General features: G+C 64.5%; 19 protein-coding genes. 6 read left to right on the top strand and 13 right to left on the bottom strand.

Features of this window, described 5'->3' with window-relative positions; translation table 11 throughout:
* Positions 1-71 precede the first annotated feature (71 nt).
* On the bottom strand, positions 72-983 hold the full coding sequence (locus QA642_RS06050) for a LysR family transcriptional regulator (protein WP_283083844.1): 912 nt from the start codon (positions 981-983) through the stop codon (positions 72-74).
* 290 nt (positions 984-1,273) lie between these two features.
* Between QA642_RS06050 and QA642_RS06045 the strand changes: the two genes are divergently transcribed.
* The 3 genes from QA642_RS06045 to QA642_RS06035 all read left to right on the top strand — a co-directional run bounded on the left by QA642_RS06045 (position 1,274) and on the right by QA642_RS06035 (position 4,678).
* Positions 1,274-2,455 (top strand): HlyD family secretion protein, encoded by a 1,182-nt coding sequence (locus tag QA642_RS06045; protein WP_283083843.1) that lies wholly within the window; start codon positions 1,274-1,276, stop codon positions 2,453-2,455.
* A 115-nt stretch (positions 2,456-2,570) separates the two neighbouring features.
* Positions 2,571-4,187: an MDR family MFS transporter gene (locus tag QA642_RS06040; protein ID WP_283083842.1), complete on the top strand. Its 1,617-nt coding sequence runs from the start codon at positions 2,571-2,573 to the stop codon at positions 4,185-4,187.
* A gap of 29 nt (positions 4,188-4,216) precedes the next feature.
* On the top strand, positions 4,217-4,678 hold the full coding sequence (locus tag QA642_RS06035; RefSeq protein WP_283083841.1) for a carboxymuconolactone decarboxylase family protein: 462 nt from the start codon (positions 4,217-4,219) through the stop codon (positions 4,676-4,678).
* Between the two features lie 31 nt (positions 4,679-4,709).
* On the opposite strand, the gene QA642_RS06030 is transcribed toward QA642_RS06035, so the two are convergent.
* The 7 genes from QA642_RS06030 to QA642_RS06000 all read right to left on the bottom strand — a co-directional run bounded on the left by QA642_RS06030 (position 4,710) and on the right by QA642_RS06000 (position 11,922).
* Complete coding sequence (locus tag QA642_RS06030) at positions 4,710-5,885, bottom strand: IS481 family transposase (RefSeq protein ID WP_283079492.1); 1,176 nt, start codon at positions 5,883-5,885, stop codon at positions 4,710-4,712.
* Positions 5,886-6,079: 194 nt separating this feature from the next.
* Positions 6,080-6,940, bottom strand: a complete 861-nt coding sequence (locus QA642_RS06025) for a D-amino-acid transaminase (RefSeq protein WP_283083840.1) — start codon at positions 6,938-6,940, stop codon at positions 6,080-6,082.
* Positions 6,941-7,127: 187 nt separating this feature from the next.
* Positions 7,128-7,859: an amino acid ABC transporter ATP-binding protein gene (locus QA642_RS06020; RefSeq protein ID WP_027562972.1), complete on the bottom strand. Its 732-nt coding sequence runs from the start codon at positions 7,857-7,859 to the stop codon at positions 7,128-7,130.
* A 12-nt stretch (positions 7,860-7,871) separates the two neighbouring features.
* Positions 7,872-8,564 (bottom strand): ABC transporter permease subunit, encoded by a 693-nt coding sequence (locus tag QA642_RS06015; protein WP_027562971.1) that lies wholly within the window; start codon positions 8,562-8,564, stop codon positions 7,872-7,874.
* 3 nt (positions 8,565-8,567) lie between these two features.
* A complete protein-coding gene (locus QA642_RS06010; protein ID WP_027562970.1) occupies positions 8,568-9,299 on the bottom strand; it encodes an amino acid ABC transporter permease in 732 nt (243 codons plus the stop codon).
* Positions 9,300-9,537: 238 nt separating this feature from the next.
* Positions 9,538-10,449, bottom strand: a complete 912-nt coding sequence (locus tag QA642_RS06005; protein ID WP_283083839.1) for an amino acid ABC transporter substrate-binding protein — start codon at positions 10,447-10,449, stop codon at positions 9,538-9,540.
* Between the two features lie 87 nt (positions 10,450-10,536).
* Entirely contained in the window at positions 10,537-11,922 is a 1,386-nt protein-coding gene (locus tag QA642_RS06000; protein ID WP_283083838.1) for a M20 family metallopeptidase, read from the bottom strand.
* Positions 11,923-12,197: 275 nt separating this feature from the next.
* Here QA642_RS06000 and QA642_RS05995 point away from each other — a divergent pair, with 275 nt between their 5' ends.
* Positions 12,198-13,577: an LLM class flavin-dependent oxidoreductase gene (locus QA642_RS05995; protein ID WP_283083837.1), complete on the top strand. Its 1,380-nt coding sequence runs from the start codon at positions 12,198-12,200 to the stop codon at positions 13,575-13,577.
* Positions 13,578-13,799: 222 nt separating this feature from the next.
* Here QA642_RS05995 and QA642_RS05990 read toward each other — a convergent pair whose 3' ends face one another.
* The gene (locus QA642_RS05990) at positions 13,800-15,461 is read right to left on the bottom strand and encodes a thiamine pyrophosphate-binding protein (protein ID WP_283083836.1); all 1,662 of its coding nucleotides are present in this window, start codon (positions 15,459-15,461) and stop codon (positions 13,800-13,802) included.
* 143 nt (positions 15,462-15,604) lie between these two features.
* Between QA642_RS05990 and QA642_RS05985 the strand changes: the two genes are divergently transcribed.
* Positions 15,605-16,030 carry a TfoX/Sxy family protein gene (locus QA642_RS05985; protein WP_283083835.1) on the top strand — a complete coding sequence of 142 codons (426 nt, stop codon included), beginning with the start codon at positions 15,605-15,607 and terminating at the stop codon, positions 16,028-16,030.
* Here the strand turns inward: QA642_RS05985 and QA642_RS05980 are convergent.
* The 3 genes from QA642_RS05980 to QA642_RS05970 all read right to left on the bottom strand — a co-directional run bounded on the left by QA642_RS05980 (position 15,984) and on the right by QA642_RS05970 (position 19,575).
* On the bottom strand, positions 15,984-16,490 hold the full coding sequence (locus tag QA642_RS05980) for a GFA family protein (protein ID WP_283083834.1): 507 nt from the start codon (positions 16,488-16,490) through the stop codon (positions 15,984-15,986). The two genes, QA642_RS05985 and QA642_RS05980, sit on opposite strands and share 47 nt — an antisense overlap.
* 223 nt (positions 16,491-16,713) lie before the next feature.
* A complete protein-coding gene (locus QA642_RS05975) occupies positions 16,714-17,841 on the bottom strand; it encodes an alkene reductase (RefSeq protein ID WP_283083833.1) in 1,128 nt (375 codons plus the stop codon).
* Positions 17,842-18,078: 237 nt separating this feature from the next.
* The gene (locus QA642_RS05970; RefSeq protein WP_283083832.1) at positions 18,079-19,575 is read right to left on the bottom strand and encodes an aldehyde dehydrogenase family protein; all 1,497 of its coding nucleotides are present in this window, start codon (positions 19,573-19,575) and stop codon (positions 18,079-18,081) included.
* Between the two features lie 184 nt (positions 19,576-19,759).
* Between QA642_RS05970 and QA642_RS05965 the strand changes: the two genes are divergently transcribed.
* Entirely contained in the window at positions 19,760-20,605 is an 846-nt protein-coding gene (locus QA642_RS05965; protein ID WP_283083831.1) for an SDR family NAD(P)-dependent oxidoreductase, read from the top strand.
* 9 nt (positions 20,606-20,614) lie between these two features.
* On the opposite strand, the gene QA642_RS05960 is transcribed toward QA642_RS05965, so the two are convergent.
* Positions 20,615-21,811 (bottom strand): S53 family peptidase, encoded by a 1,197-nt coding sequence (locus QA642_RS05960; RefSeq protein WP_283083830.1) that lies wholly within the window; start codon positions 21,809-21,811, stop codon positions 20,615-20,617.
* Between the last annotated feature and the right edge of the window lie 183 nt (positions 21,812-21,994).

Below are 21,994 nucleotides of genomic sequence, written 5' to 3'. Positions count from 1 at the left end.
CGCGATCATTGACAGATCGTGGGCACGGCGCTTTGCGCCTTTGCCCACCCTACGGCACTGATGGCCGCGTCTCACGCATACGGATTGACCAGCTTCTGCTGCTCGGCGCTGTGGTGCACGAGCAGGTCGATGAAGGTCCTGACCTTGGCCGACAGATGATGCCGGTGCGGATAGACCGCGTTCATCGACAGCTCGACCGGCCGATATTCCGGCAGCAACCGGATGAGCCGGCCGGCGTCGAGATCGTCCTGGACGAGGAACCCGGCCATCAGGCAGACGGCAGCACCCTCCAGCGCCACCCTGCGCAGCGCCTCCCCGCTGTTGGTGACGAAGCTGCCGGAGATGCGCACCGCGGCCGGCGCGCCCTTGCGATCGAAGAAGCGCCACTCGTCGCCGAACGGATAGTTCAGGTGACGGCCGCAATTATGCGCGGTGAGCTCGTCGAGCCGCTGCACCCGGCCGTGCTTGTCGAGATAGTCGTGGGAGCAGCACAGCACGTGGCGCCAGGTGGCGAGGCTCCGCACGATCAGGCTTGAGTCGGGCGGCGGGGTCATGCGCAGCGCGACATCGTAGCCCTCCTCGATGAGATCGACATCGGCCTCGCCCATGCGCAGGTCGATCTTGAGCTCGGGATAGGCCGACAGCAGCTTCGCCACCACAGGCGCGACGAACGGCACCATGTGGGTCGCGACGTGGATGCGCAGCGTACCGCGGGGCACCGATTGCAGTTCGCTCGCGATGTCGTCGGCCTGTTCGATGTCGGCGAGGATCTGGACGCAGCGGTCGTAATAGGCCTTGCCGATCTCGGTGAGGTTGACCTTGCGCGTCGTGCGGTGAAGCAGCCTCACCCCGAGCCGGTCTTCCAGCGCCTGAACGTGATTGCTCACCATGGTGGTCGACATGTTGAGCTTACGGGCGGCTGCGGAGAAGCCGCCCGTCTCGACCACCCGGCTGAACACTTCGAGACTCGTCAATCGATCCATGGCCGCCGATTATCCCATTTCGATCGACAATCGGAGCAAATTCACCCCGATTATCTACACACGCCCTCGTCCCGCTCGCAGCTCCGTCCGAGCGCTAGGGGTTGGCAGCAATCGCGCGACAAACGTGGCAATCGCTCTGGGGCAGTCGTCGGCCTGCTTCGGTAGACCATCACAAGCCGGGAACAACGGTGCGGACTATCCACCCTTGATGGATAATCCTTCCCGAATTTCGCAAATTATCACCAGAGCCGGAACGAACGATAGTCTCAGCGAGCCGATAGGAGACTGCCATGTCCGAGATGCCCCGCACCGAGAATTTCGAGCAAGCGACTGAAATTGTTCATGATTACGCCAAGACGCCGCCGGCTATGCCGGCCCGGAACATGGTCCGGCGCGTGGCATTGGCTTTCGCGCTCCTCGCAGGCACGGCAGCGATTGCCTATTACGGCCACGACTACTGGACCAACGGCCGCTACCTCGAATCCACCGACGACGCCTATGTGAAGGCCGACTCCACGATCATCGCGCCGAAGGTCTCCGGCTATATCGCCAAGGTGCTGGTCGGCGACAATGAGCGGGTCAAGGCCGGCCAATTGCTGGCGAAGATCGACGACCGCGATTTCAGGGCGGCGCTGAACCAGGCGAGAGCCGACGTCGCCGCCGGCGAAGCCTCGGTGCGCAACATCGATGCGCAGCTCGAACTGCAGCAGCCGATCATCGAGCAGAGCACAGCCGATGTCGCCGCCGCCGACGCCAATCTGAAATTCGCGCAGGAGGAGCGCGCCCGCTACGACGACCTCATGAAGTCAGGCTCCGGCACGATCCAGCGCGCGCAGCAGACCGATGCGGCGCTGCGCGCCAGCAACGCGCAATTGCAGCATGCCAAATCCGGTCTCGTCGCCGCGCAGCGCAAGGTCGACGTGCTCACCACCCAGCGCGCCCAGGCCGCGGCGCAACTCGACCGCGCCCGCGCGGTCGCACAGCAGGCCGCGTTGAATCTGTCCTATACCGAGGTCACCGCGCCGGTCGACGGCATCGTCGGCGCGCGCAGCTTGCGCGTCGGCCAGTTCGTGCAGGCCGGCACGCAATTGATGGCGGTGGTGCCGCTCGATGCGGTCTATGTGGTGGCGAACTTCAAGGAGACGCAGCTCACACATGTTCGCCCCGGCCAGCCGGTCGAGCTCCGCATCGACAGTTTCCGCAACCAGACCCTGCGCGGCCATGTCGACAGCCTGTCGCCGGCGAGCGGTTTGGAATTCGCGCTGCTGCCGCCTGACAACGCCACCGGCAACTTCACCAAGATCGTGCAGCGTGTACCGGTGAAGATCGTGCTCGACGACCACAGCCTGACCGGCCTGCTCCGGCCCGGCATGTCGGCAGTGCCGACCGTCGACACCAAGCAGACGGTGCTGGCCGAGCGCGACACGGCCAGGCGTCTCGCCGAGAACGCGCCTCGCAAGAACGGCAGCTGAGGTCGGAAGACTGGCGGGACTATCAATTCCTGCCGGACGATCCTTCCCCAACTTCCGCGATTATCGAAACCAATCGCCTGACGCATCCTGTCTCCATATCCGAGACGAGGCTTCCATGAGCACGCTCCAACCCGCCCTCAACGCCGCCTCCGCCGCCACCATCCCTGCTCCGGCCGCGCCTGCCGCGCCCGTCATTTCCGCAAAGACCTGGATCGCGGTGATCGGCGCCACGCTCGGCGCCTTCATGGCGGTGCTGAACATCCAGATCGTCAACGCTTCGCTGGCGGACATCCAGGGCGCGATCGGCGCCGGCATCGACGACGGCGGCTGGATCTCGACCTCCTATCTGATCGCCGAGATCGTGGTGATCCCGCTATCCGGCTGGCTCGCGCAGGTGTTCTCGATCCGGATTTACCTGCTCACCAACGCGGTCCTGTTCCTGGCGCTGTCGGCGGCGTGTGCGCTGGCGCAGGATCTGCCGCAGATGATCGCGCTGCGAGCCGTGCAGGGCTTTACCGGCGGCGTGCTGATCCCGATGGCGTTCACTCTGATCATCACGCTGCTGCCGCGCGCAAAGCAGCCCGTGGGCCTTGCCATGTTCGCGCTGTCGGCGACGTTCGCACCCGCGATCGGCCCCACCATCGGCGGCTATCTCACCGAGAATTTCGGCTGGCAATACATTTTCTACGTCAACCTCGTGCCCGGCGCGGTCATGGTCGCCATGCTCTGGTACGCGCTCGAGGCAAAGCCGATGAAGCTGGCGCAGCTAGCGGAGGGCGACTGGGCCGGCATCATCACCATGGCGATCGGCCTGTCCGCGCTTCAGACCGTGCTGGAGGAAGGCAACAAGGACGACTGGTTCGGCTCGCCCTTCATCGTCAAGCTCAGCGTGATCGCAGCCGTGGCGCTGACTGCGTTCCTGATCTTCGAGCTCACCGTGAAGAAGCCGCTGCTCAATCTGCGCCTGCTCGTGCGCCGCAATTTCGGCTTCGGCATGCTGGCGAATTTCCTGCTCGGCATCGCGCTCTACGGCTCGGTGTTCATCCTGCCGCAATATCTGGCGCGCATTCAGGGCTACAATGCCGAGCAGATCGGCTTCGTGCTGGCCTGGACCGGATTGCCGCAGCTCCTCCTGATCCCGCTGGTGCCGCGCCTGATGCAGAAGTTCGACGCACGCATCATCATCGGCATCGGCTTCGCGCTGTTTGCGGCATCGAGCTTCATGAACATCACCATGACCAACGACTATGCCGCCGATCAGCTCTTCTGGCCGAACGTCGTTCGCGCCATCGGCCAGGCGCTGGTGATGGCACCGCTGTCGGCGGTCGCGACCGCGGGCATCGAGGCGGAGAACGCCGGCTCGGCCTCCGGCCTGTTCAACATGATGCGCAATCTCGGCGGCGCCGTCGGCATCGCGCTGCTCCAGACCGTCTTGACCAAGCGCGAGCAATATCACTCCAATGTGCTGATGCAGTCGGTCTCGGTGTTCGAGCAGGCGACGCGGACGCGGTTGGAACAACTCACGCAGTATTTCGTCAATCACGGCGTCCTCGACCGTGCGGATGCCGCCCATCGTGCCTATGTCGCGATCGGCCATACCGTGCAGAAGCAGGCTTTTATTCTCGCCTTCAGCGACACCTTCTATCTGCTCGGCATGGCGCTGATCGTCGCGCTCGCCGCCGTCCTGTTCCTGAAGAAGGCCGGCCAGACCTCGGCCGGCGGAGCCCACTGACCTCAACCCAGCAAGCAAGGAGAACGACCATGAAACCGCGCATGAACTTCTACCAGGCCGCCCCCGACACGATGAAGGCGCTGATGGCGCTGGAGGAGCAGATCCAGTCGACGGGCCTCGAGAAATCGCTGATCGAGCTCGTCAAGATCCGCGCCTCGCAGATCAACGGCTGCGCCTTCTGCATCAACATGCACACCGAGGACGCCCGCAAGCGCGGCGAGACCGAGCAGCGCATCTATCTGCTCAACGCCTGGCGGGAGTCCCCGCTCTACAGCGACCGCGAGCGCGCCGCGCTGGCCTGGACTGAAGCCGTGACGCTGATCTCGGAGACGCACGCGCCTGACGAGACTTACGAGCAGGTCCGCGCACAATTCTCCGACGCGGAGACGGTGAACCTGACCATGCTGATCGGCGCCATCAATGCCTGGAACAGGCTGGCGATCGCGTTCCGCGCCGTGCATCCGGTGAAGGTGAAGGCGTCGGTGGCGTAGGTATTCACGACTGTCATGCCCCGCGAAGTGTTTAGTCCGGAGACATGGCTGACACCTGTTCGGACACATCACTGACAGGTTGGTCGTTGGTCAAGTCGATCGATGCGACCTGCCAGCTGGCGAAGAAGATTCCGTAATGGCCGTCGCGGTCCAGCGGGCGGATCGCGAGATGTTCGCGTGCGAAGGCCTGGGGAACCTTCCAAAATCGTCCCTTGAAAGAGATATAGGGTCTGGTCGATGAGACCCTGCGCACGATCTCTGTGCTGTCGTATTCGACCTTCGGAATGCGCGCCGGCATGGCACGGGCGCTCGGCCGGAAGCGATCGGCGGGGACGTGCATATCGATGCCTTGGTGGGGGCGCTCCAGATTGTAGACCGGTCGCCAGGCGTCGAAGGCGCGCTGGACTTCCGCGAGGGTACGGAAGCGACGCATGGCAAAAACCTCGGCCTTCAGGGTGCGATGGAAGCGTTCGTTCTTGCCGCGGGCCTGCGGGTGACATGGCCTGGCGTGCACCACCCTGACGCCGAGCTTGAGCAGCCACACCTTCAGTCCGGTCCAACGAACGCCGGACGTATCGCCCCAAGGTGAGCCGTTATCGGTGTAGAAGGCCTCCGGCAGGCCATAGCAGCGGAACGTCGCCGTCAGGTGATCCTGCACGGTGAGACGCTGCTCGTCGGCGCAGGCCTTCAGGCACAAGACATAGCGCGAGTGATCGTCGACGACGGTCAGCGGATGGCACCGTGTCCCGTTGGCGAGCGGCAGGTGGCCCTTGAAGTCCATCTGCCACAGCAGATTGGGAGCTTCCTTCTCGAAGCGGTGCCCCGGATTGGGTGGCGCAGTCTCACTCGGTGTGACCCGGCCGTTCCGGCACAGGATCCGGTGCACCGTTGACGGCACCGGCACCGTCTGGCCATCCCGCTTCAGGCAATGGGCGATCTTGCGTGCGCCCCAGGCGGGATGCTTGTCCCGCACAGCCAGAACCTGTGCCTCGACCGCAGCCTTGCTGCGCTTGGGCATCGCATGCGGGCACCGGGAACGGTCGGCCAGCTCCCGATCGCCAGCCTGCCAGCGCCGCAACCACTTGTAACCGACATCAGGACTGATGTTGAACCGACGGCAGAGCTCGCGCCGGTTGACGCCTTCCTGCAAAGCCAGCCGCACGAACTCGTGGCGCTGATCCATTGCTGACACCTCACTCCAAGGCATGGACGGCCTCCCGAATCGGACCAATCCAGCCAATGTTGATGTGTCAGCTATGTCTCCGAACACCCGTCAGTGATCTGTCCGGGCTAAACAGAAGGCGGGGCATCCAGTACGCCGCAGCCTTCCGGTTCAAGCACTGACGTCTCGGAGTACTGGATCGCCCGGTCAAGCCGGGCGATGACAGCGGAGAACGCGGCTTAGACCGCCGTCGCCTTGGCGAACTCCACGTAGATCTCGCGCAGGCGCGTGGCCATCGGGCCGGGCTTGCCGTCCCCGACCTTCTTGCCGTCGATCGCGACGACCGGCTGAACGAACAGCGAGGCCGAGGTCGCAAAAGCCTCCTTCGCGGCCAGCGCCTCTTCCACGGTGAAGGAACGCTCCTCGACGCGGAGCTGGCGCTCCTCGGCGAGCGCGACCACCGCCTTGCGGGTGCAGCCCGGCAGGATGGCGTTTGAGTTCTTGCGGGTCACGATGACGTCGTCCTTGGTGAGGATGAACGCCGAGGACGAGCCACCTTCAGTGACGTAGCCGTCTTGCAGCATCCAGGCCTCGCCCGCGCCGGCTTCTGCCGCGGCCTGCTTCGCCAGCACCTGCGCCAGCAGCGCTACGCTCTTGATGTCGCGCCGCTCCCAGCGGATGTCGGGCACCGTGATCACGTTGATGCCGGTCTTGGCCGCGGCCGCATTGATGATGTCCTTCTCGGAGGTGAACATCACCAGGCTCGACTGGACGTCGCCCTTCGGGAACGCGAAGTCGCGCCCCTTGTCGGCGCCGCGCGTGACCTGGAGGTAGACGAGGCCGTTCTCGACCTTGTTGCGCGCGATCAGCTCCTTCTGCAGCTCGGTGATGCGCTCGACGGTCTCCGGCAGCTTCAGCTTGATCTCGCCGACCGACCGTTCCAGCCGCGCCAGATGCGAGGCGTTGTCGACCAGCTTGCCGTCGAGCACGGCCGAGACCTCGTAAATGCCGTCGGCAAACAGGAAGCCGCGGTCGAGGATCGAGACCTTGGCGTCCGAAAGCGGGACGAATGAACCGTTGACGTAGGCGATCGAGTCCAAGGCGGGTCTCCTGGCGGGAAAGGGGGATTTGGCGCGCTTATACGCCAGTTGGGGGAGCCGAGCACCCCTCTATTCGTCATTCCGGGGCGGCGCGAAGCGACGAACCCGGAATCCATTTCACCTCGCGTACTGCCGCCCAATGGATTCCGGGCTCGCGACTGCATCGCGCCCCGGAATGACGGCGGCGCTAGTGCGACAGAATCTTCGACAAGAACTTCTGCGCGCGGTCGCTGCGGGGCTTGCCGAAGAAGTCGTCCTTCGGAGCGTCCTCGACGATCTCGCCGCGGTCCATGAAGATGACGCGGTTGGCGACCTTGCGGGCAAAGCCCATTTCGTGGGTCACGACCATCATGGTCATGCCTTCGCGGGCGAGGTCGACCATGACGTCGAGCACCTCGCTGACCATTTCAGGGTCGAGCGCCGAGGTCGGCTCGTCGAACAGCATCACGATCGGGTCCATGGCAAGCGCACGCGCGATGGCGACGCGCTGCTGCTGGCCGCCGGAGAGCTGGGCCGGAAATTTCTGCGCCTGCTCCTTCAATCCGACGCGCTCCAAGAGCTGCATGCCCTTCGTCACCGCCTTGTCGTGCGAGCGGCCGAGCACCTTCTCCTGCGAGAGGCAGAGATTGTCGATGATCTTCAGGTGCGGGAACAATTCGAAGTGCTGGAACACCATGCCGACGCGCGAGCGCAGCTTCGGCAAATTGGTCTTGGGATCGTTCACCTTGGTGCCGTCGACCAAAATGTCGCCGCTCTGGAACGGCTCCAGCGCGTTGACGCATTTGATCAGGGTCGACTTGCCCGAGCCCGAGGGGCCGCAGACCACGACGACCTCGCCCTTGGTGACATTGGTGGTGCAGTCGGTCAGCACCTGGAAGGTCGGGCTGTACCATTTGTTGACGTGGCTGATTTCGATCATGATCGATGCGCTCTAGCGGATGATGGCGATACGCGCCTGGAGGCGGCGGACGCCGAAGGACGCGATACAGGAGATGGTGAAGTAGACGACGGCTGCGAACAGATACATTTCGACCAGACGGCCGTCGCGCTGCGCGACCTTGCTCGCCGCGCCCAGGAAGTCCGTGATCGACAGGACGTAGACCAGCGAGGTGTCCTGGAACAGCACGATGGTCTGCGTGATCAGGACCGGCAGCATGTTGCGGAAGGCCTGCGGCAGCACGACGTAGCGCATGGTCTGGGCGTAGGTCAGCCCGAGCGCGCTGGCTGCGGCCGGCTGGCCGCGCGAGATCGACTGGATGCCGGCGCGCATGATCTCGGAGAAGTATGCGGCCTCGAACATGATGAAGGTGATCAGCGAGGACGCGAACGCGCCGACGCTGATCGGGCGCGAGGCGCCGGTCAGCCACTGCCCGATATAGGGCACCAGGAAGTAGAACCAGAAGATCACCAGCACCAGCGGCAGCGAGCGCATGAAGTCGACATAGATGCCGGCGATGCGGCCGAGCAGCTTGAGGCCGGACAGGCGCATCAGGGCGAGCGCCGTGCCGAACACCAGGCCGCCGAACGCGGCGAGCGCGGTCAGCGTCAGCGTGAAGGTCATGCCCTCGTAGAACAGATAGGGCAGCGCGCGGCGAATGACGTCGAAATCGAAATTGCCGAGCATCGCTTATTTCCCCGTGATGTAGCCGGGGATCGCGACCCAGCGCTCGAGGAAGCGCATTCCGGTCACGACGACGGCGTTGACGAGGAGATAAAGGATGGTCGCGGCGGTGAAGGCCTCGAACACCTGGAACGAGAATTCCTGCATCGAGCGTGCCTGGCCGGTCAGCTCCAGCAGGCCGATGGTGATCGCGACCGCCGTGTTCTTGATGGTGTTGAGGAACTCGGAGGTCAGCGGCGGCAGGATGATGCGGAATGCCATCGGCAGCAGCACGTAGCGATAGCCCTGCACGGTGGTCAGCCCCAGCGCGGTCGCCGCCATCTTCTGCCCGCGCGGCAGCGAGCCGATGCCGGCCTGCAACTGCACGGCGACGCGCGCCGACATGAACAGACCAATGCCGATCGCCGCCGTCCAGAACGGCGCGTTCGGCAATTGCTTCAGCCAGAGGCCCGCGGCCTTGGGCAGGATTTCCGGCAGCACGAAGAACCACAGGAACAGCTGCACCAGCAGCGGCATGTTCCGGAAGAATTCGACGTAGCAGAAGCCGAACCAGTAGGCGCCCTTCGAGGGCAGCGTGCGCATGACGCCGACGATCGAGCCGGTGATCAGCGCGATGATCCAGGCCAGCACCGCGGTTTCGAGGGTCAGCACCAGTCCCGACAGCAGCATGTCGAGATAGGTACCGGTCCCCATCGGGTTCGGCTGGAAGAAGATTCCCCAGTTCCAGTTGTAGTTCACGTGTCCCCCGCGCGAACGCGCCAGTCAAAAATGTCCCGGCGCCTATGCAAATGTCCGGCCACTTCCCTCCAGAACGGCCGGCATGTCTTCCCTCTCTCCGCTTGCGGGGAGAGGGTGAGGGGGGTTCTCCGCGAGGAAGGTGATAGTTAGACTCGTGGAGAGTCCCCCTCACCCGGAATCCGCGCGTTCCGCGCGAATTCCGGCCTCTCCCCGCACGCGGGGAGAGGCAAACGGTATCTTACTTGTAATCGTCCGGGTTCGGCGAGTCCGAAGGCTTGGCGAACTCGTTCTTCAGCTCGGAGGAGATCGGGGTGTTGAGGTTCAGGCCCTTCGGCGGGATCTTGGCCGTGAACCACTTGTCGTAGATCTTCTGGGCCTCGCCGGAGGTGTAGAGCGCAGCGGTCGCCGCATCGACCACCTTCTTGAACGGCGCGTCATCCTTGCGCAGCATGATGCCGTAGGGCTCGGGCTTGGAGAACGCGTCCTTGGAGACGGCGTAGTCGTCCGGCGCCTTCGAGCCGGCGACGAGGCTGGCGAGCAGGATATCGTCCATGACGAAGGCGACGGCGCGGTCGGTCTCGACCATCAGGAAGGCTTCGGCGTGGTCCTTGGCCGGGATGATGTTGGCGCCGAGCTTCTTCTCGACGTTGGCCTCGGTCAGCTGCTTGATGTTGGTGGTGCCGGCGGTCGAGACCACCGTCTTGCCCTTGAGGTCGTCGATCGACTTCAGGCCGCTCGACTTCTTGAAGACGTAGCGGCTGGCGGTCAGGAAGTGGGTGTTGGTGAAGGCGACCTGCTTCTGGCGCTCGGCGTTGTTGGTGGTCGAGCCGCATTCGAGGTCGATGGTGCCGTTGGCCATCAGCGGGATACGCGTCGCCGAGGTCACGGGGTTGAGCTTGACCTCGAGCTTGTCGAGATTGAGCTCCTTCTTCACGGCATCGACGATCTTGTAGCAGATGTCCATCGCGAACCCGACGGGCTTCTGGTTGTCGTCGAGATAGGAGAACGGGATCGAGGAGTCACGGAAGCCGAGCGTGATGGCACCGGTGTCCTTAATGTTCTTCAGCGTGCCGGTCAGCTCCTGGGCCCCGGCCTGGCTGACGGCGAAGGTCGCGGCGAGCGCGAGCCCAATGCTACGGAAATGTTTCACTTTTTTCTTCCCCTTTCAGGATGATGCGGCGGGATGCAAGCACAAAACGGGCCGGAATAGAATGTGACTTTTGGCTGGACCGAAGGCTCAGGTTAACGGTTGCGGCAACTCCCCGAGATCCCAGAACAGCCCGGCCATCACCGTCAAGGCCTCCTCGGTCAATGGCAGCAGGATGTGCTCGTTGGGCGCATGCTGGGAGCAGCCGGGATAGGAGTGCGGGACCCAGATCGTCGGCAGTCCCAAAATCTCGGAAAACACGTCGTTGGGCAGCGAGCCGCCGAAATTCGGCAGCACCGCCGGCGGCTTGCCGGTGGTGTTTTGGACCGAATCCGCCGCCCATTTGATCCAGGGGCTGTCGAAATCGGTGCGCGAGGCGGCAAAGCTCTGCGCCGCCCGCACTTCGACCATCGGAAAGCCGTGCTGAACCAGATGCGCGCGGATGGCCTCGATCAGGCCGTCGACCTTGGTGCCGACCACGAACCGCAGTTGCAGCACGGCATTGGCATGGCCGGGAATGGCGTTGGCCGGCTTCTCGATATTGCCCGAGGACATCGCCAGCACTTCGAGCGTATTCCAGGCATAGAGCCGCTCGGCCGCCGACAGGCCCTCCTCACCCCAGTTCTCCGCCAGTGCCGGCTCGTCCGCGGTCGGGACCACCTGCACGTCGGCAAGATAGCTGCGGATCTGGTTGGTGAGGCGCGGCGGCTTCAGCGCGTCGAGCTGGAGGCGGCCATGGCCGTCAACCAAGGTGGAGATGGCGTTGACCAGGATGGTCGCGGGGTTGGCGAGCACGCCGCCCCAATTGCCGGAATGATGGCCGCCATCGCGCAAATTCACGTCGAGATGGATGCGGATGCCGCCGCGGCATCCCAGGAACAGCGTCGGACGGTCAGCGGAGAGCCGCGGCCCGTCGGAGGCCATGAACAAATCGGCCTTGAGCGCGTCACGGTTGAGGTCGCAGACTTTGCCCAGATCAGGCGAGCCGATCTCCTCGCCCATCTCGACGATGAACTTGGCGTTGAAGCCAAGCTTGCCGCCACGGGCCTCGCGCACCGCGCGGAGCGCGGCCATGTTGATGCTGTGCTGGCCCTTGTTGTCGGCGGTGCCGCGGCCGTAGAGCCGCGTGCCCGCAACCGTCGTGCGCCAGGGATCGCGGCCGTCGCGCCACTCGCCTTCCATGCCGTCGACGACGTCACCATGGCCGTAGACGAGCACGGTCGGCGCGGACGCGCTCTCTTGATGCTCGGCGAACAGGAACGGCGCCTTGCCGCTCGGGGATTCGACGATCCGGCTGGTGAAGTCGAGCGCGGCGAAGGAGGGCATCATCTCCTGTTCCAGATAGGCGCGCAGTTCCACACCGCGCGACGGGTTCTGGCTTTCGGTCCGATAGGCGACGCGGCGGTCGAGCTCGGCGAGGAAAGCGCCGGACTGGAAATCCTCACGGGCGCGGGCGATGGCGTCGGCTCTGGTCATGACTTGTTTTTCGAGGCTTTGCGACGAAGGACCCTATCCGAGACAGGGTGTCCTTCGAAAGTGGCGGGGACTTGGGCAGTTCTTATAGATCGCTTGTAGTTCTCTTGCAGTTCTCTTGGGATTTCGTTCTTGCTCGCTTGAGATTGGCTTGCCAGGGGCGGGAGCGCCGCTGATTTTGGCCTTGCCAAGGGCAAGCGATATGCAAGAACGTCGCGAGATTGGGGCGCACGTCTATCATTCGAAGAGCGCTCAGTACAGGGCGCCAGGGGACCAGCATGGCCAAAGAGATCAGGCTCAATGCCTTTGCGATGAATTGCGTCGCACACCAGTCACCGGGCCTGTGGACCCATCCGCGCGACCGCACCGCCGAGTATAACCGCCTGCCCTACTGGATCGACCTTGCCAAAACGCTGGAACGCGGCCGTTTCGATGGGCTGTTCCTGGCCGACGTGCTCGGCGTCTATGACGTCTATGGCAACAGCCCTGACGCGGCCTTGCGCAATGCAGCACAGACGCCGTCGAACGAGCCGCTGCTGCTGCTGTCGGCGATGGCGGCGGTGACCAAGAATCTCGGCTTCGGCGTCACAAGCAATCTCTCGTTCGAGCCGCCCTACCCGTTCGCGCGGCGGATGTCGACGCTCGATCATCTCACCGAAGGACGGATCGGCTGGAACGTCGTCACCGGCTATCTCGACAGCGCCGCGCGCGGCGCCGGCAAGGACAAGCAGGCCGGACACGACGACCGCTACGACATCGCCGACGAATACATGGAGGTCGTCTACAAGCTCTGGGAAGGCAGCTGGGAGGACGACGCGGTGCTGCGCGACCGGGCGCGCGGCATCTTCACGGACCCCAGCAAGGTCCATCGCATCAACCACGAGAGCGCGAACTACCGCATCAACAACACCATCCACCTCAGCGAGCCATCGCCGCAGCGCACGCCCGTGCTGTACCAGGCCGGCACCTCGCCGCGCGGGCGGCAATTCGCGGCGAAGCACGCCGAATGCGTGTTCATGTCGGGACCGTCGGCCAAGATCATCGCGCCGCGCGTCTCCGCGATCCGCCAGGAGGCCGCCGCGCTCGGCCGCAATCCGGCGGAGATCCTGATGTTCAACATGATGACGATCATCCTCGGCAACACCGAAGCCGAAGCCGCAGCGAAATATGCCGACTACCGCTCGCACATCAATCCGGAAGGCGCGCTGGCCCTGATGTCGGGATGGACCGGCATCGACTTCTCCGGCTACGAGCTCGATCAGCAGGTGCGTCACGTGCAGAACGACGCCGGCCGTAGCGCGCTCGACAACGTCACCCGCGGCGATCCGGACCGCGTCTGGACCGTGCGCGACGTCATCGAGCATGTCGGCATCGGCGGCGCCGGCCCGGTTGTGGTCGGCACGCCCGAAAGCGTCGCCGACAAGATCGAGGATTGGTTCGAGAAGACCGATGTCGACGGCCTCAACGTTGCGTTCGCGATCTCGCCCGGTGATTTCGAGGACATCGCCGACATGCTGGTGCCGGAGCTGACCAAGCGCGGGCGGTACAAAAGCGAATATGCGAAAGGCACGCTGCGGGAGAAGCTGTTCGGCGGCGGTCGCGCGCGGCTCGACGCACCGCATCCGGCGGCGGGGTATCGGGTGGGGAGGAAGGGGTAGCTGCGAGCAGTCCTTACTTCAGGCGATCAGCCACACTGCATCGACAAACACCGCTGCGTTCCCTCCCCCCTTGCGGGGGAGGGCTAGGGAGAGGGGTGCCACACGGGGACTCTCTGCAGCGCACGACCTATTCTCGACGACGGCAACACCGCCTCCCGGGCCACCCCTCTCCCCCGCCCTCCCCCGCAAGGGGAGGAGGGAGCAGAGCGGAGTGTGCTCCGTCTACACCTTCCCATCCACCATCACCTCGATCAGCTTCGTCCCTGGCCGATTGAACGCCGACGCCAGCGTCGCCTTCAGCTCGCTGACATCGCTGACCTTGATCGCCTCGCATCCGAGCGCCTTCGCCACTCCGGCGAAATCAACGGGCGGATCGACAAAGTCCATGCCGACGAAATTGTCATCGCCGTGGAAGGCGAGCAGGCGCTGCTTGATGATGCGGTAGCCGCCATTGTTGGCGATGACGACGTTGAGCGGCAGCTTGTGATGCGCCGCCGTCCACAGCGACTGGATCGAATACATCGCGCTGCCGTCGCCGGAGAAGCACACCACGGGACGATCCGGATTGGCGATGCTGGCGCCGACCGAGGCCGGCAGGCCCCAGCCGATGCCGCCCGAGGCAAGGCCGTGATAGCCATAGCGGTCGCGATGCGGACGCAGATTGGTGATCTGACGGCTGGAGGTGAGGCCTTCGTCGACCAGGATAGCATGGTCGGGCATGGCCTCGACCATTTGCAGCACGAGATAATCGGGATCGATGGGGTTGCGGCTCGCGCTCTTGCCGATCTGCTCGACCAAAGCGGCGCGGCGCGCGGTCCAATTCTTCGGCGCGAGCTCAGCGAGATGCTCCCTGGCGCGCCTCGCGAGCGCCGCGCCGCCCATCTCCTTCAGCACCGGGATCAGTGCGCGCAGCGTTTCCTTGACGTCCGCCTTCAGCGCGATCTCGGCGCCGTAGTTCTTGGCGATCTCCCAATCGACGAGCCCGATCTGCACGATGCCAAGCCCATCAGGCAGCGCATCGACCTCGCTATAGACCGACATCCGCAGGGGATCGCCGCCGAGCGCGACCAGCAGATCGTGCGGCGCCAGCGTATCGCGTGCGACTTTCTGCACGCGCGCGAGCGTGCCGACGAAGCTCGGGCTCTCCGACAGGAAGTGCGCGCCATAGGGCGTCGAGGACTGGTAGGCAGCGGCGCCGAGCAACTCGGCGAGTTCGGCTGCCTCCTTCAGCGCGTCGCTCTTGACCACCTCGTCCATCGTGACGATCGCGGGCCGCTCGGCCTTTAGCAGCCGCGCAGCGAACGCCTTCAACACCTCGTCCGAAGGCTTTGTGCGCGCGTCGATACGGGTCGAGCGGCCGAGATCGATGCCCGCCTCGCTGTTGAGAATGTCGCCGGGCAGCGAGATGAACACCGGCCCGGTCGGCGGCGTCATCGCGACCTTGGCGGCGCGGCGCACGATGCGCGGCAAATCCTCCAGCCGCGTCACCTCGACCGCCCATTTCACCAGCGGCTCGGCCATGCGCACCAAGGGACCGTACAGCACCGGCTCCATCAGGCCGTGGCCCTGCTCCTGCTGACCCGCGGTCAAGATCATCGGCGTGCCCGTGAACTGGGCGTTGTAGAGCGAGCCCATCGCATTGCCGAGGCCCGGCGCGACATGAACGTTGCAGGCGACGAGTTTTCCCGAGGCGCGGCTGTAACCGTCGGCGATCGCCACCACTAGGCTCTCCTGCATCGCCATCACATAGGTCAGGTCAGGATGGTCCTTCAGCGCATGCATGATCGGCAGCTCGGTGGTCCCGGGATTGCCGAACAGATGCGTGATGCCCTCGTCCTTGAGCAGCGCGAGAAAGGCGGAGCGGCCGGCGATCTTGTTCTTCATGTTTCCTCCAGGAGCGGACGTTGCCGCAAGGACGGAAAGCATGATGGCCGAAGTCTTGGCAGGCGCGCAAGGAAGCGCTGTCATGGCTGCCTTGCGCGCGCGAGGAGAAGCTGGAAGGATAGGCGGAAGCCGGAGGGACCGTCATGGCCTACGACGAAGGCACCGCCGCGCGGGTTCGCAAGTTGCTGGCGCGCCAACGCCACGTCGCGGAAAAGATGATGGGCGGGCTTTGTTTCATGGTGGACAACGTGATGTGCTGCACCATCAGCGGCCGCGGCGGCATGCTGTTTCGCGTCGGCCCAGAGGCGCATGCGCGGATGCTGAAGGAGCCGCACACGAGCCCAATGGAAATGCGCGGGCGCATCATGACGGGGTTCGTGAGGGTCTCTGATGAGGGCACGCGCACCGATGCCGGGCTCAAAATCTGGGTGAAGCGCGCGCTCGATTTCGTGGCGACGATGCCGGCCAAGCCGCCAGCGAAGAGGGCCGCGCCGCGCTCGGCGACGTCGGCCAGCGCGAAGGCTAAATCGCCTCCTCGCGGCCAAGCTCGAACGGGTTCTCGCCGCTAGCGCGCTTCTTCTTTTTCGAGCGCTGCCAGACCACGCCGGGAAAGCCCTTCAGGGGCACCAAGGGCTCGCCGGTATAGGCCCATTCCTGCAGCTCCTCGATCGCGATGTGGTAGAGCGGCTGGCGGCCGGTGCGCTCTTTGAACAGCGCGCGGGGGATGTTGACCATGTGCGGGCCACGAGGCCGCTCATAGGCGATGGGCGTGCCGCAATGCGAGCAGAAGCTGCGCGTGGTCCTGGTCGCCTTGTCCTCGTAGCGGGTCAGCGCGGTCTTGCCTGACGTGACGCGGAACCGCTTCTTCCAGCTGCCGACATAGGTGGCGTAGGCCGCGCCATGGGCGCGGCGGCTGGCGGCGGAATGGTCATGCCAGGCCCAGCGCGCGGGAACGTCGATCTCAAAGGTGACCTTGCCGCAGAGGCATTGGCCGGTGGCGGTTCCTGCGGCGACTGCGGCTTTGGCCATGGTAGTCTCTCCGTCGTCATTGCGAGCGCAGCGAAGCAATCCAGACTGCCGCCGCCGCAAGATTCTGGATTGCTTCGCTGCGCTCGCAATGACGGAGTTTGTGGTGTCAGTCGGGGCGACGCAATAGCCCCGTAGCCCGGATGGAGCGAAGCGCAATCCGGGATTCTCGACGCGGGGAAAAATCCCGGATTTCGCTACGCTCCATCCGGCTTACGGCAGCGACTTACGCCGGCGTCAGCTCATCATAAACAGGATAATCCGTATATCCCTTCTCCTCGCCGCCGTAGAACGTCGCGCGGTTGTACGGCGTGATCGGGTAGTCGTGCGCAAGGCGGTACGGCAGATCGGGGTTGGAGATGAAGATACGGCCGAAGGCGATGATGTCGGCGTGGCCATCGGCGATCGCGGCATTCGCCGTCTCGCCGGTGAAACCGCCTGCGGTCATCAGCACGCCGCTGTAGTGCGGGCGGAACAGCACCATCGCGGAAGGCACGTTCTCCCAGTGGACGTCGGCGCGGCCGGCGCCGCTGGAGCGGGGCTCGATGAAGTGCAGATAGGCAAGGCCGAGCTTGTCGAGCGCCTTCACGACATGGGTGTAGAGCGGCATCGGATCGGGCTCGCCGGAATCATTGGCGATGCCGTGCGGCGACAGCCGCACGCCGACGCGGTTCGCGCCCCAGACGTCGATCGCGGCCTGCGTGACCTCGAGCAGCAGCCGCGCGCGGTTCTCGATCGAGCCGCCATACTGGTCGGTACGCTGGTTGCTGCGCGATTGCAGGAACTGCTCGAGCAGATAGCCGTTGGCGCCGTGAATCTCGACGCCGTCGAAGCCGGCGGCAAGCGCGTTCTTGGCGCCCTGCCGGAAGGCCTCGACGATGTCCTTGACCTCGTCGGTCTCCAGCGCGCGCGGCGTCTCGTACTCGGAAATCTTGCCGTCGGCGGTCATCGCCTTCATGCCTTCGGCCTTGATCGCAATCGCCGAAGCCGAGACCGGCAGCTCACCGCCATGGAAGGAGGAATGCGAGACGCGACCGACATGCCAGAGCTGGAGGAAGATGATGCCGCCCTTGGCATGCACGGCATCCGTCACCTTACGCCATCCCGCGATCTGCGTCTCCGAATAGATGCCCGGTGTCGCCGGGTTGCCGCGGCCGTGCGAGAGCACCGGCGAGGCTTCGGCGATGATCAGGCCGCCCTTCGTTGCGCGCTGGCCGTAATATTCGGCGTTGAGCGGCCGCGGCGAAAAGCTCTCGCGCTCGGCACGCATGCGCGTCAGCGGCGCCATCACGACGCGATGCGCGAGCTTGTACGGACCGACCTGCAACGGTTGAAACAACGCCTCGAATTTCATGCTGGCCCCGAAATGGCTATGGAAGGACGTGGATCATATAGCGAGGGGCGGCGATCTGAAAAGACCACAGCTCTTCTCCCTCTCCCAGTTCTTACGGGGAGAGGGTCGGGGTGAGGGGCTGCCTCCGGGAAAATGCCGAGAGTTGGGCTCGCGGAGACTCCCCCTCACCCGGAATTCAAACTGCGTTTGAATTCCGGCCTCTCCCGCACGCGGGGAGAGGCGAAGAGGGAGAAAGTCTTACGCGGTCTTGATCCAGACCGACTTCACGTTGAGATATTCCTCGACGTGCTGCTTGCCGGATTCACGGCCGTAGCCGCTCATCTTGTAGCCACCGAACGGCACCGCCGGGTCCATCGCCTGGTAGCAGTTCACCCACACCGAGCCGGCGCGCAAGCTTTTCGCAACCGCATGGGCCTTGCTGACGTCGCGCGTCCACAGGCCGGAGCCGAGGCCGAAGGTGGTGTTGTTGGCGCGCTTGACCAGCTCGTCCATGTCCTTGAACGCGATCGCGGAGATGACCGGGCCGAAGATCTCCTCCTGCGCGATGCGCATGTTGTCCTGGACGCCCGCAAACACCGTCGGCGAGACGAAGAAGCCCTTCGACAGCGCGCCTTCGGTGACGCGGCCGCCGCCGGCGAGCGCGCGTGCGCCTTCCTTCTGGCCGATGTCGAGATAGCCGGTGACGCGCTCGAGCTGCTGCTCAGAGACCAGCGGGCCGATCTGGGTGTTGGGATCGAGGCCGTTGCCGACCTGGAGTTTCTTGCCGAACTCGGCGACGCGGCCAACGAACTCCTCGTAGATCGACTGCTCGACGAACAGGCGGGTGCCGGCGCTGCAGATCTGGCCCGAATTGGCGAACACCGCCATCGCTGCGCCGGGAACTGCGGCATCGAGATCGGCGTCGGCGAACACGATGTCCGGCGACTTGCCGCCGAGCTCGAGCGAGACGCGCTTGAGGTTGCCGGCGGAGGCGCGGATGATCGACTGTCCCGTGATGTGCGAGCCGGTGAAGGCGACCTTGTCGACGTCAGGATGCGAGGCGAGCGCGGCACCCGCGGTCTCGCCATAGCCGGGCACGACGTTGACGACGCCGGGCGGAATGCCGGCTTCCATCGCGAGCTCGGCGATGCGCAGCGAGGTCAGCGGCGCTTCTTCGGCGGGCTTGAGCACCACGGTGCAGCCGGTCGCGATCGCAGGGCCAATCTTCCAGATCGTCGCCGTGAGCGGACCGTTCCAGGGGATGATGGCGCCGACGACGCCGATCGGCTCCTTCAGCGTGTAGGAGAAGATCTCGCCGGGCAGCGAGTTCTCGATGGTCTCGCCATGGATCGCGGTGGTCTGGCCGGCATAATAGCGCAGCATGCCGACGGCGCGCAGGCGATAGGCACGGGTGCGGCTGAGAGGCGCGCCCATGTCGAGCGTGTCGAGCTGCGACAATTCGTCGAAATTCTTCTCGACGAGGTCGGCGAGCTTGAGCAGCAGGTTCTGCCGCTCGAACGGCTTGATCTTGCTCCACGGGCCTTCGAAGGCGCGGCGGGCGGCAGCGACCGCACGGTCGATGTCTTCCTTGTCGCCCTCCGCGACGGTTGCGAGCAGCTCGCCGGTGGCAGGGTTGTGAGTCTCGAAGCGCTTGCCGGAGGCCGCATCGACCCATTTGCCGTCGATCAGCATCTGCTTGTAGGACCCGTTGGCGAACGGATGGCGCGTGATCGGAATAGCCTGCGACACAGCCATGGCTGCACTCCCTGTCAAATGATTGATTGGTTCGATCTGCGCGGGATCGTTAGGTCGAAGAGAATACAGCGCTGCCGGAAAGGCGTAAAGTCAGCGCGGAACGAAGCCCTGCCATGCCGACTTGTGCAGGGTCGAATGGGCGCCATGTTATAGCTCGGCCCACCCCCTGCTCCGGAGACCAACCATGCCACATTCCGCCATCGTCAAAGACAATGTTGCCGTGATCACGGGCGGCGCATCCGGCATTGGACTAGCCGCCGCCACGGCCTTTGCGCGCGCCGGCATGAAGGTGTGCATCGCCGATGTCGATCAGGCACGGCTGGCGGAATCCGGAACAAAACTGTCATCCATCACGTCCGCCACACATGTGATGACGTTCGCCGTCGATGTCGGCAAGACCGAGAGCGTGGCGGAACTCGAGCGCGCCGTGGGCGAGCGCTTTGGCGGCACCGACATCCTCATGAACAATGCCGGCATTCAGCCCGGCAGTACGCTGTTCGCCGAGCCCGACAACTGGCAGCGGATCATCGGCGTCAACATGTGGGGCATCATCAACGGCTCGCGGATCTTCGCGCCGAACATGATCGCGCGCCGCAAGGCGGGCCTCATCATCAACACCGGCTCCAAGCAAGGCATCACCACGCCGCCCGGCGATCCCGCCTACAACGTCTCCAAGGCCGGCGTGAAGGCGTTCACGGAAGCGCTCCAGCACGAGCTCCGCAACACCAGGGATTGCAAGATCACCGCGCATCTGTTGATCCCCGGCTTCGTCTTCACCGGCCTCACCGCGAAGGGTCGCACCGAGAAGCCGGCGGGCGCCTGGACGCCAGAGCAGACGGTGGATTTCATGCTGACGCGGCTGGAGGCCGGCGACTTCTATATCCTGTGCCCGGACAACGACGTACCGCGGGCACTGGACGAGAAGCGCATGCTGTGGGCCGCCGGCGACATCGTCGAGAACCGCCCGCCGCTGTCGCGATGGCATCCGGACTATGCGGAGGCGTTCAAGAGGTTCGTGGACGGAAGCTAGCCGGGCTGATCACCCCAAAGCCAGCAGGAGCGCGCTTCCGATTGGCACGCCCCAGCCGGATACCGCGTCAAACCCTCGCTTCGCTTCATATCCGACGCCCGGCTTTGGCCGCGATGCGTTGTGACCGACCGTTATGTCGTGGCAGACGAACTCCCCCATCGGACGTCGAAGCAGGGGTGACCTGCGGTAAAGCAACGGCGCCAGAAAGCGCTGCCGCTTCTCTGGTGGCAATAGCGCGTTGACGCGTGCGATGAGTGCGGCGAGGAGCGGCGCGGATGCACTGGTCCCGCCACCATAATCCGGCTTGCCCCGGAAGATCATTGCGTAACCCGGTGGACCCGCGAGCGCCGCGATGTCAGGCACGACACGACCGTGCCGCCCGCTGTTCAGGGACCTGATATCGATGCCGCGTTGCCACGCCGGCCGGGGAAATATCTCGCTGATTCCGCCGCCGGTTGAACCTCCGCCCGCTTTCATGCGGCGTCCCGGCGTCTCCCACCACACCTGCTCCGTCACCTCGCCCGCGAGCCGCGTCATCATGGTGCCGCCGACCGCAAGAACGAACGGACTGCAACTCGGAAAATCGACATGTGCGGCCCCGTCCGCCTCCTCGTCACCGGTGCCGTCGTCACCCGACGCCCCACAGATCGTGATGCCAAGCGCCGCAGCCGCCTGAAGCCGTTCGTTGATGGCCGTGCGCGCGGCCGGCGACCAATCAGTGGAATCCTCCGCAGAGCCCCAGCTTACCGAAAGTGCCACCGGTCGGTCGATGATCACGCGATTCAACAGATCGATCCAGCCCTTCTGATCGAAATTCGCGAAGTAGACCGACAGCCTGGCTCCCGGCGCCAGACCCGCGACCACTTCGACATCCATCATCACTTCGCCGGTATCGCCAAGCGCGTCCTTGCGATCGTCTCGCGGCAATCGCTCGATTTGCCTGCGGTTGCGAACCGTCCAGTCAATCGAGACAATCTCGACCTTCGGCTTCTTGCGCCCGAATTTCCTGCAATAGAGCGCGAGGTCCTCGGCGAAATAGCCGCCTCCAAACTCGGCGATTGCGATCTGCTGGCCCGCGCCGTCTCCGGGCGGAAAGTGATACAGTGCTTCCAAAGCTGAGGGACTGAGCGGCGTCAGCCCGGCGCCGATCCTTGCCCTGCTCCTCCACATCACGCGCCGCTGACCAAATCCAATCAGCGCGGTCACGATCTTCTTGAGCGATACAGGAATCTTGTAATCGTGCTCGCGATCGCGAAATTCGCCCTGGTCCTCGCTCCAATAGACGCCGAGACGCGGCTGAAATGCCGTCTCCATCTGCGCGACGGTCCCGCTCACACGCATGCTTCGCGTCTCGAGCGACACGCCTTCGATTTTCAGGCCGAACGTCTT

This window comes from Bradyrhizobium sp. CB2312 (genome assembly GCF_029714425.1).
In the GTDB taxonomy this organism is placed as follows: Bacteria; Pseudomonadota; Alphaproteobacteria; order Rhizobiales; family Xanthobacteraceae; genus Bradyrhizobium.
This window is presented reverse-complemented; position numbering and strand designations above follow the sequence as displayed.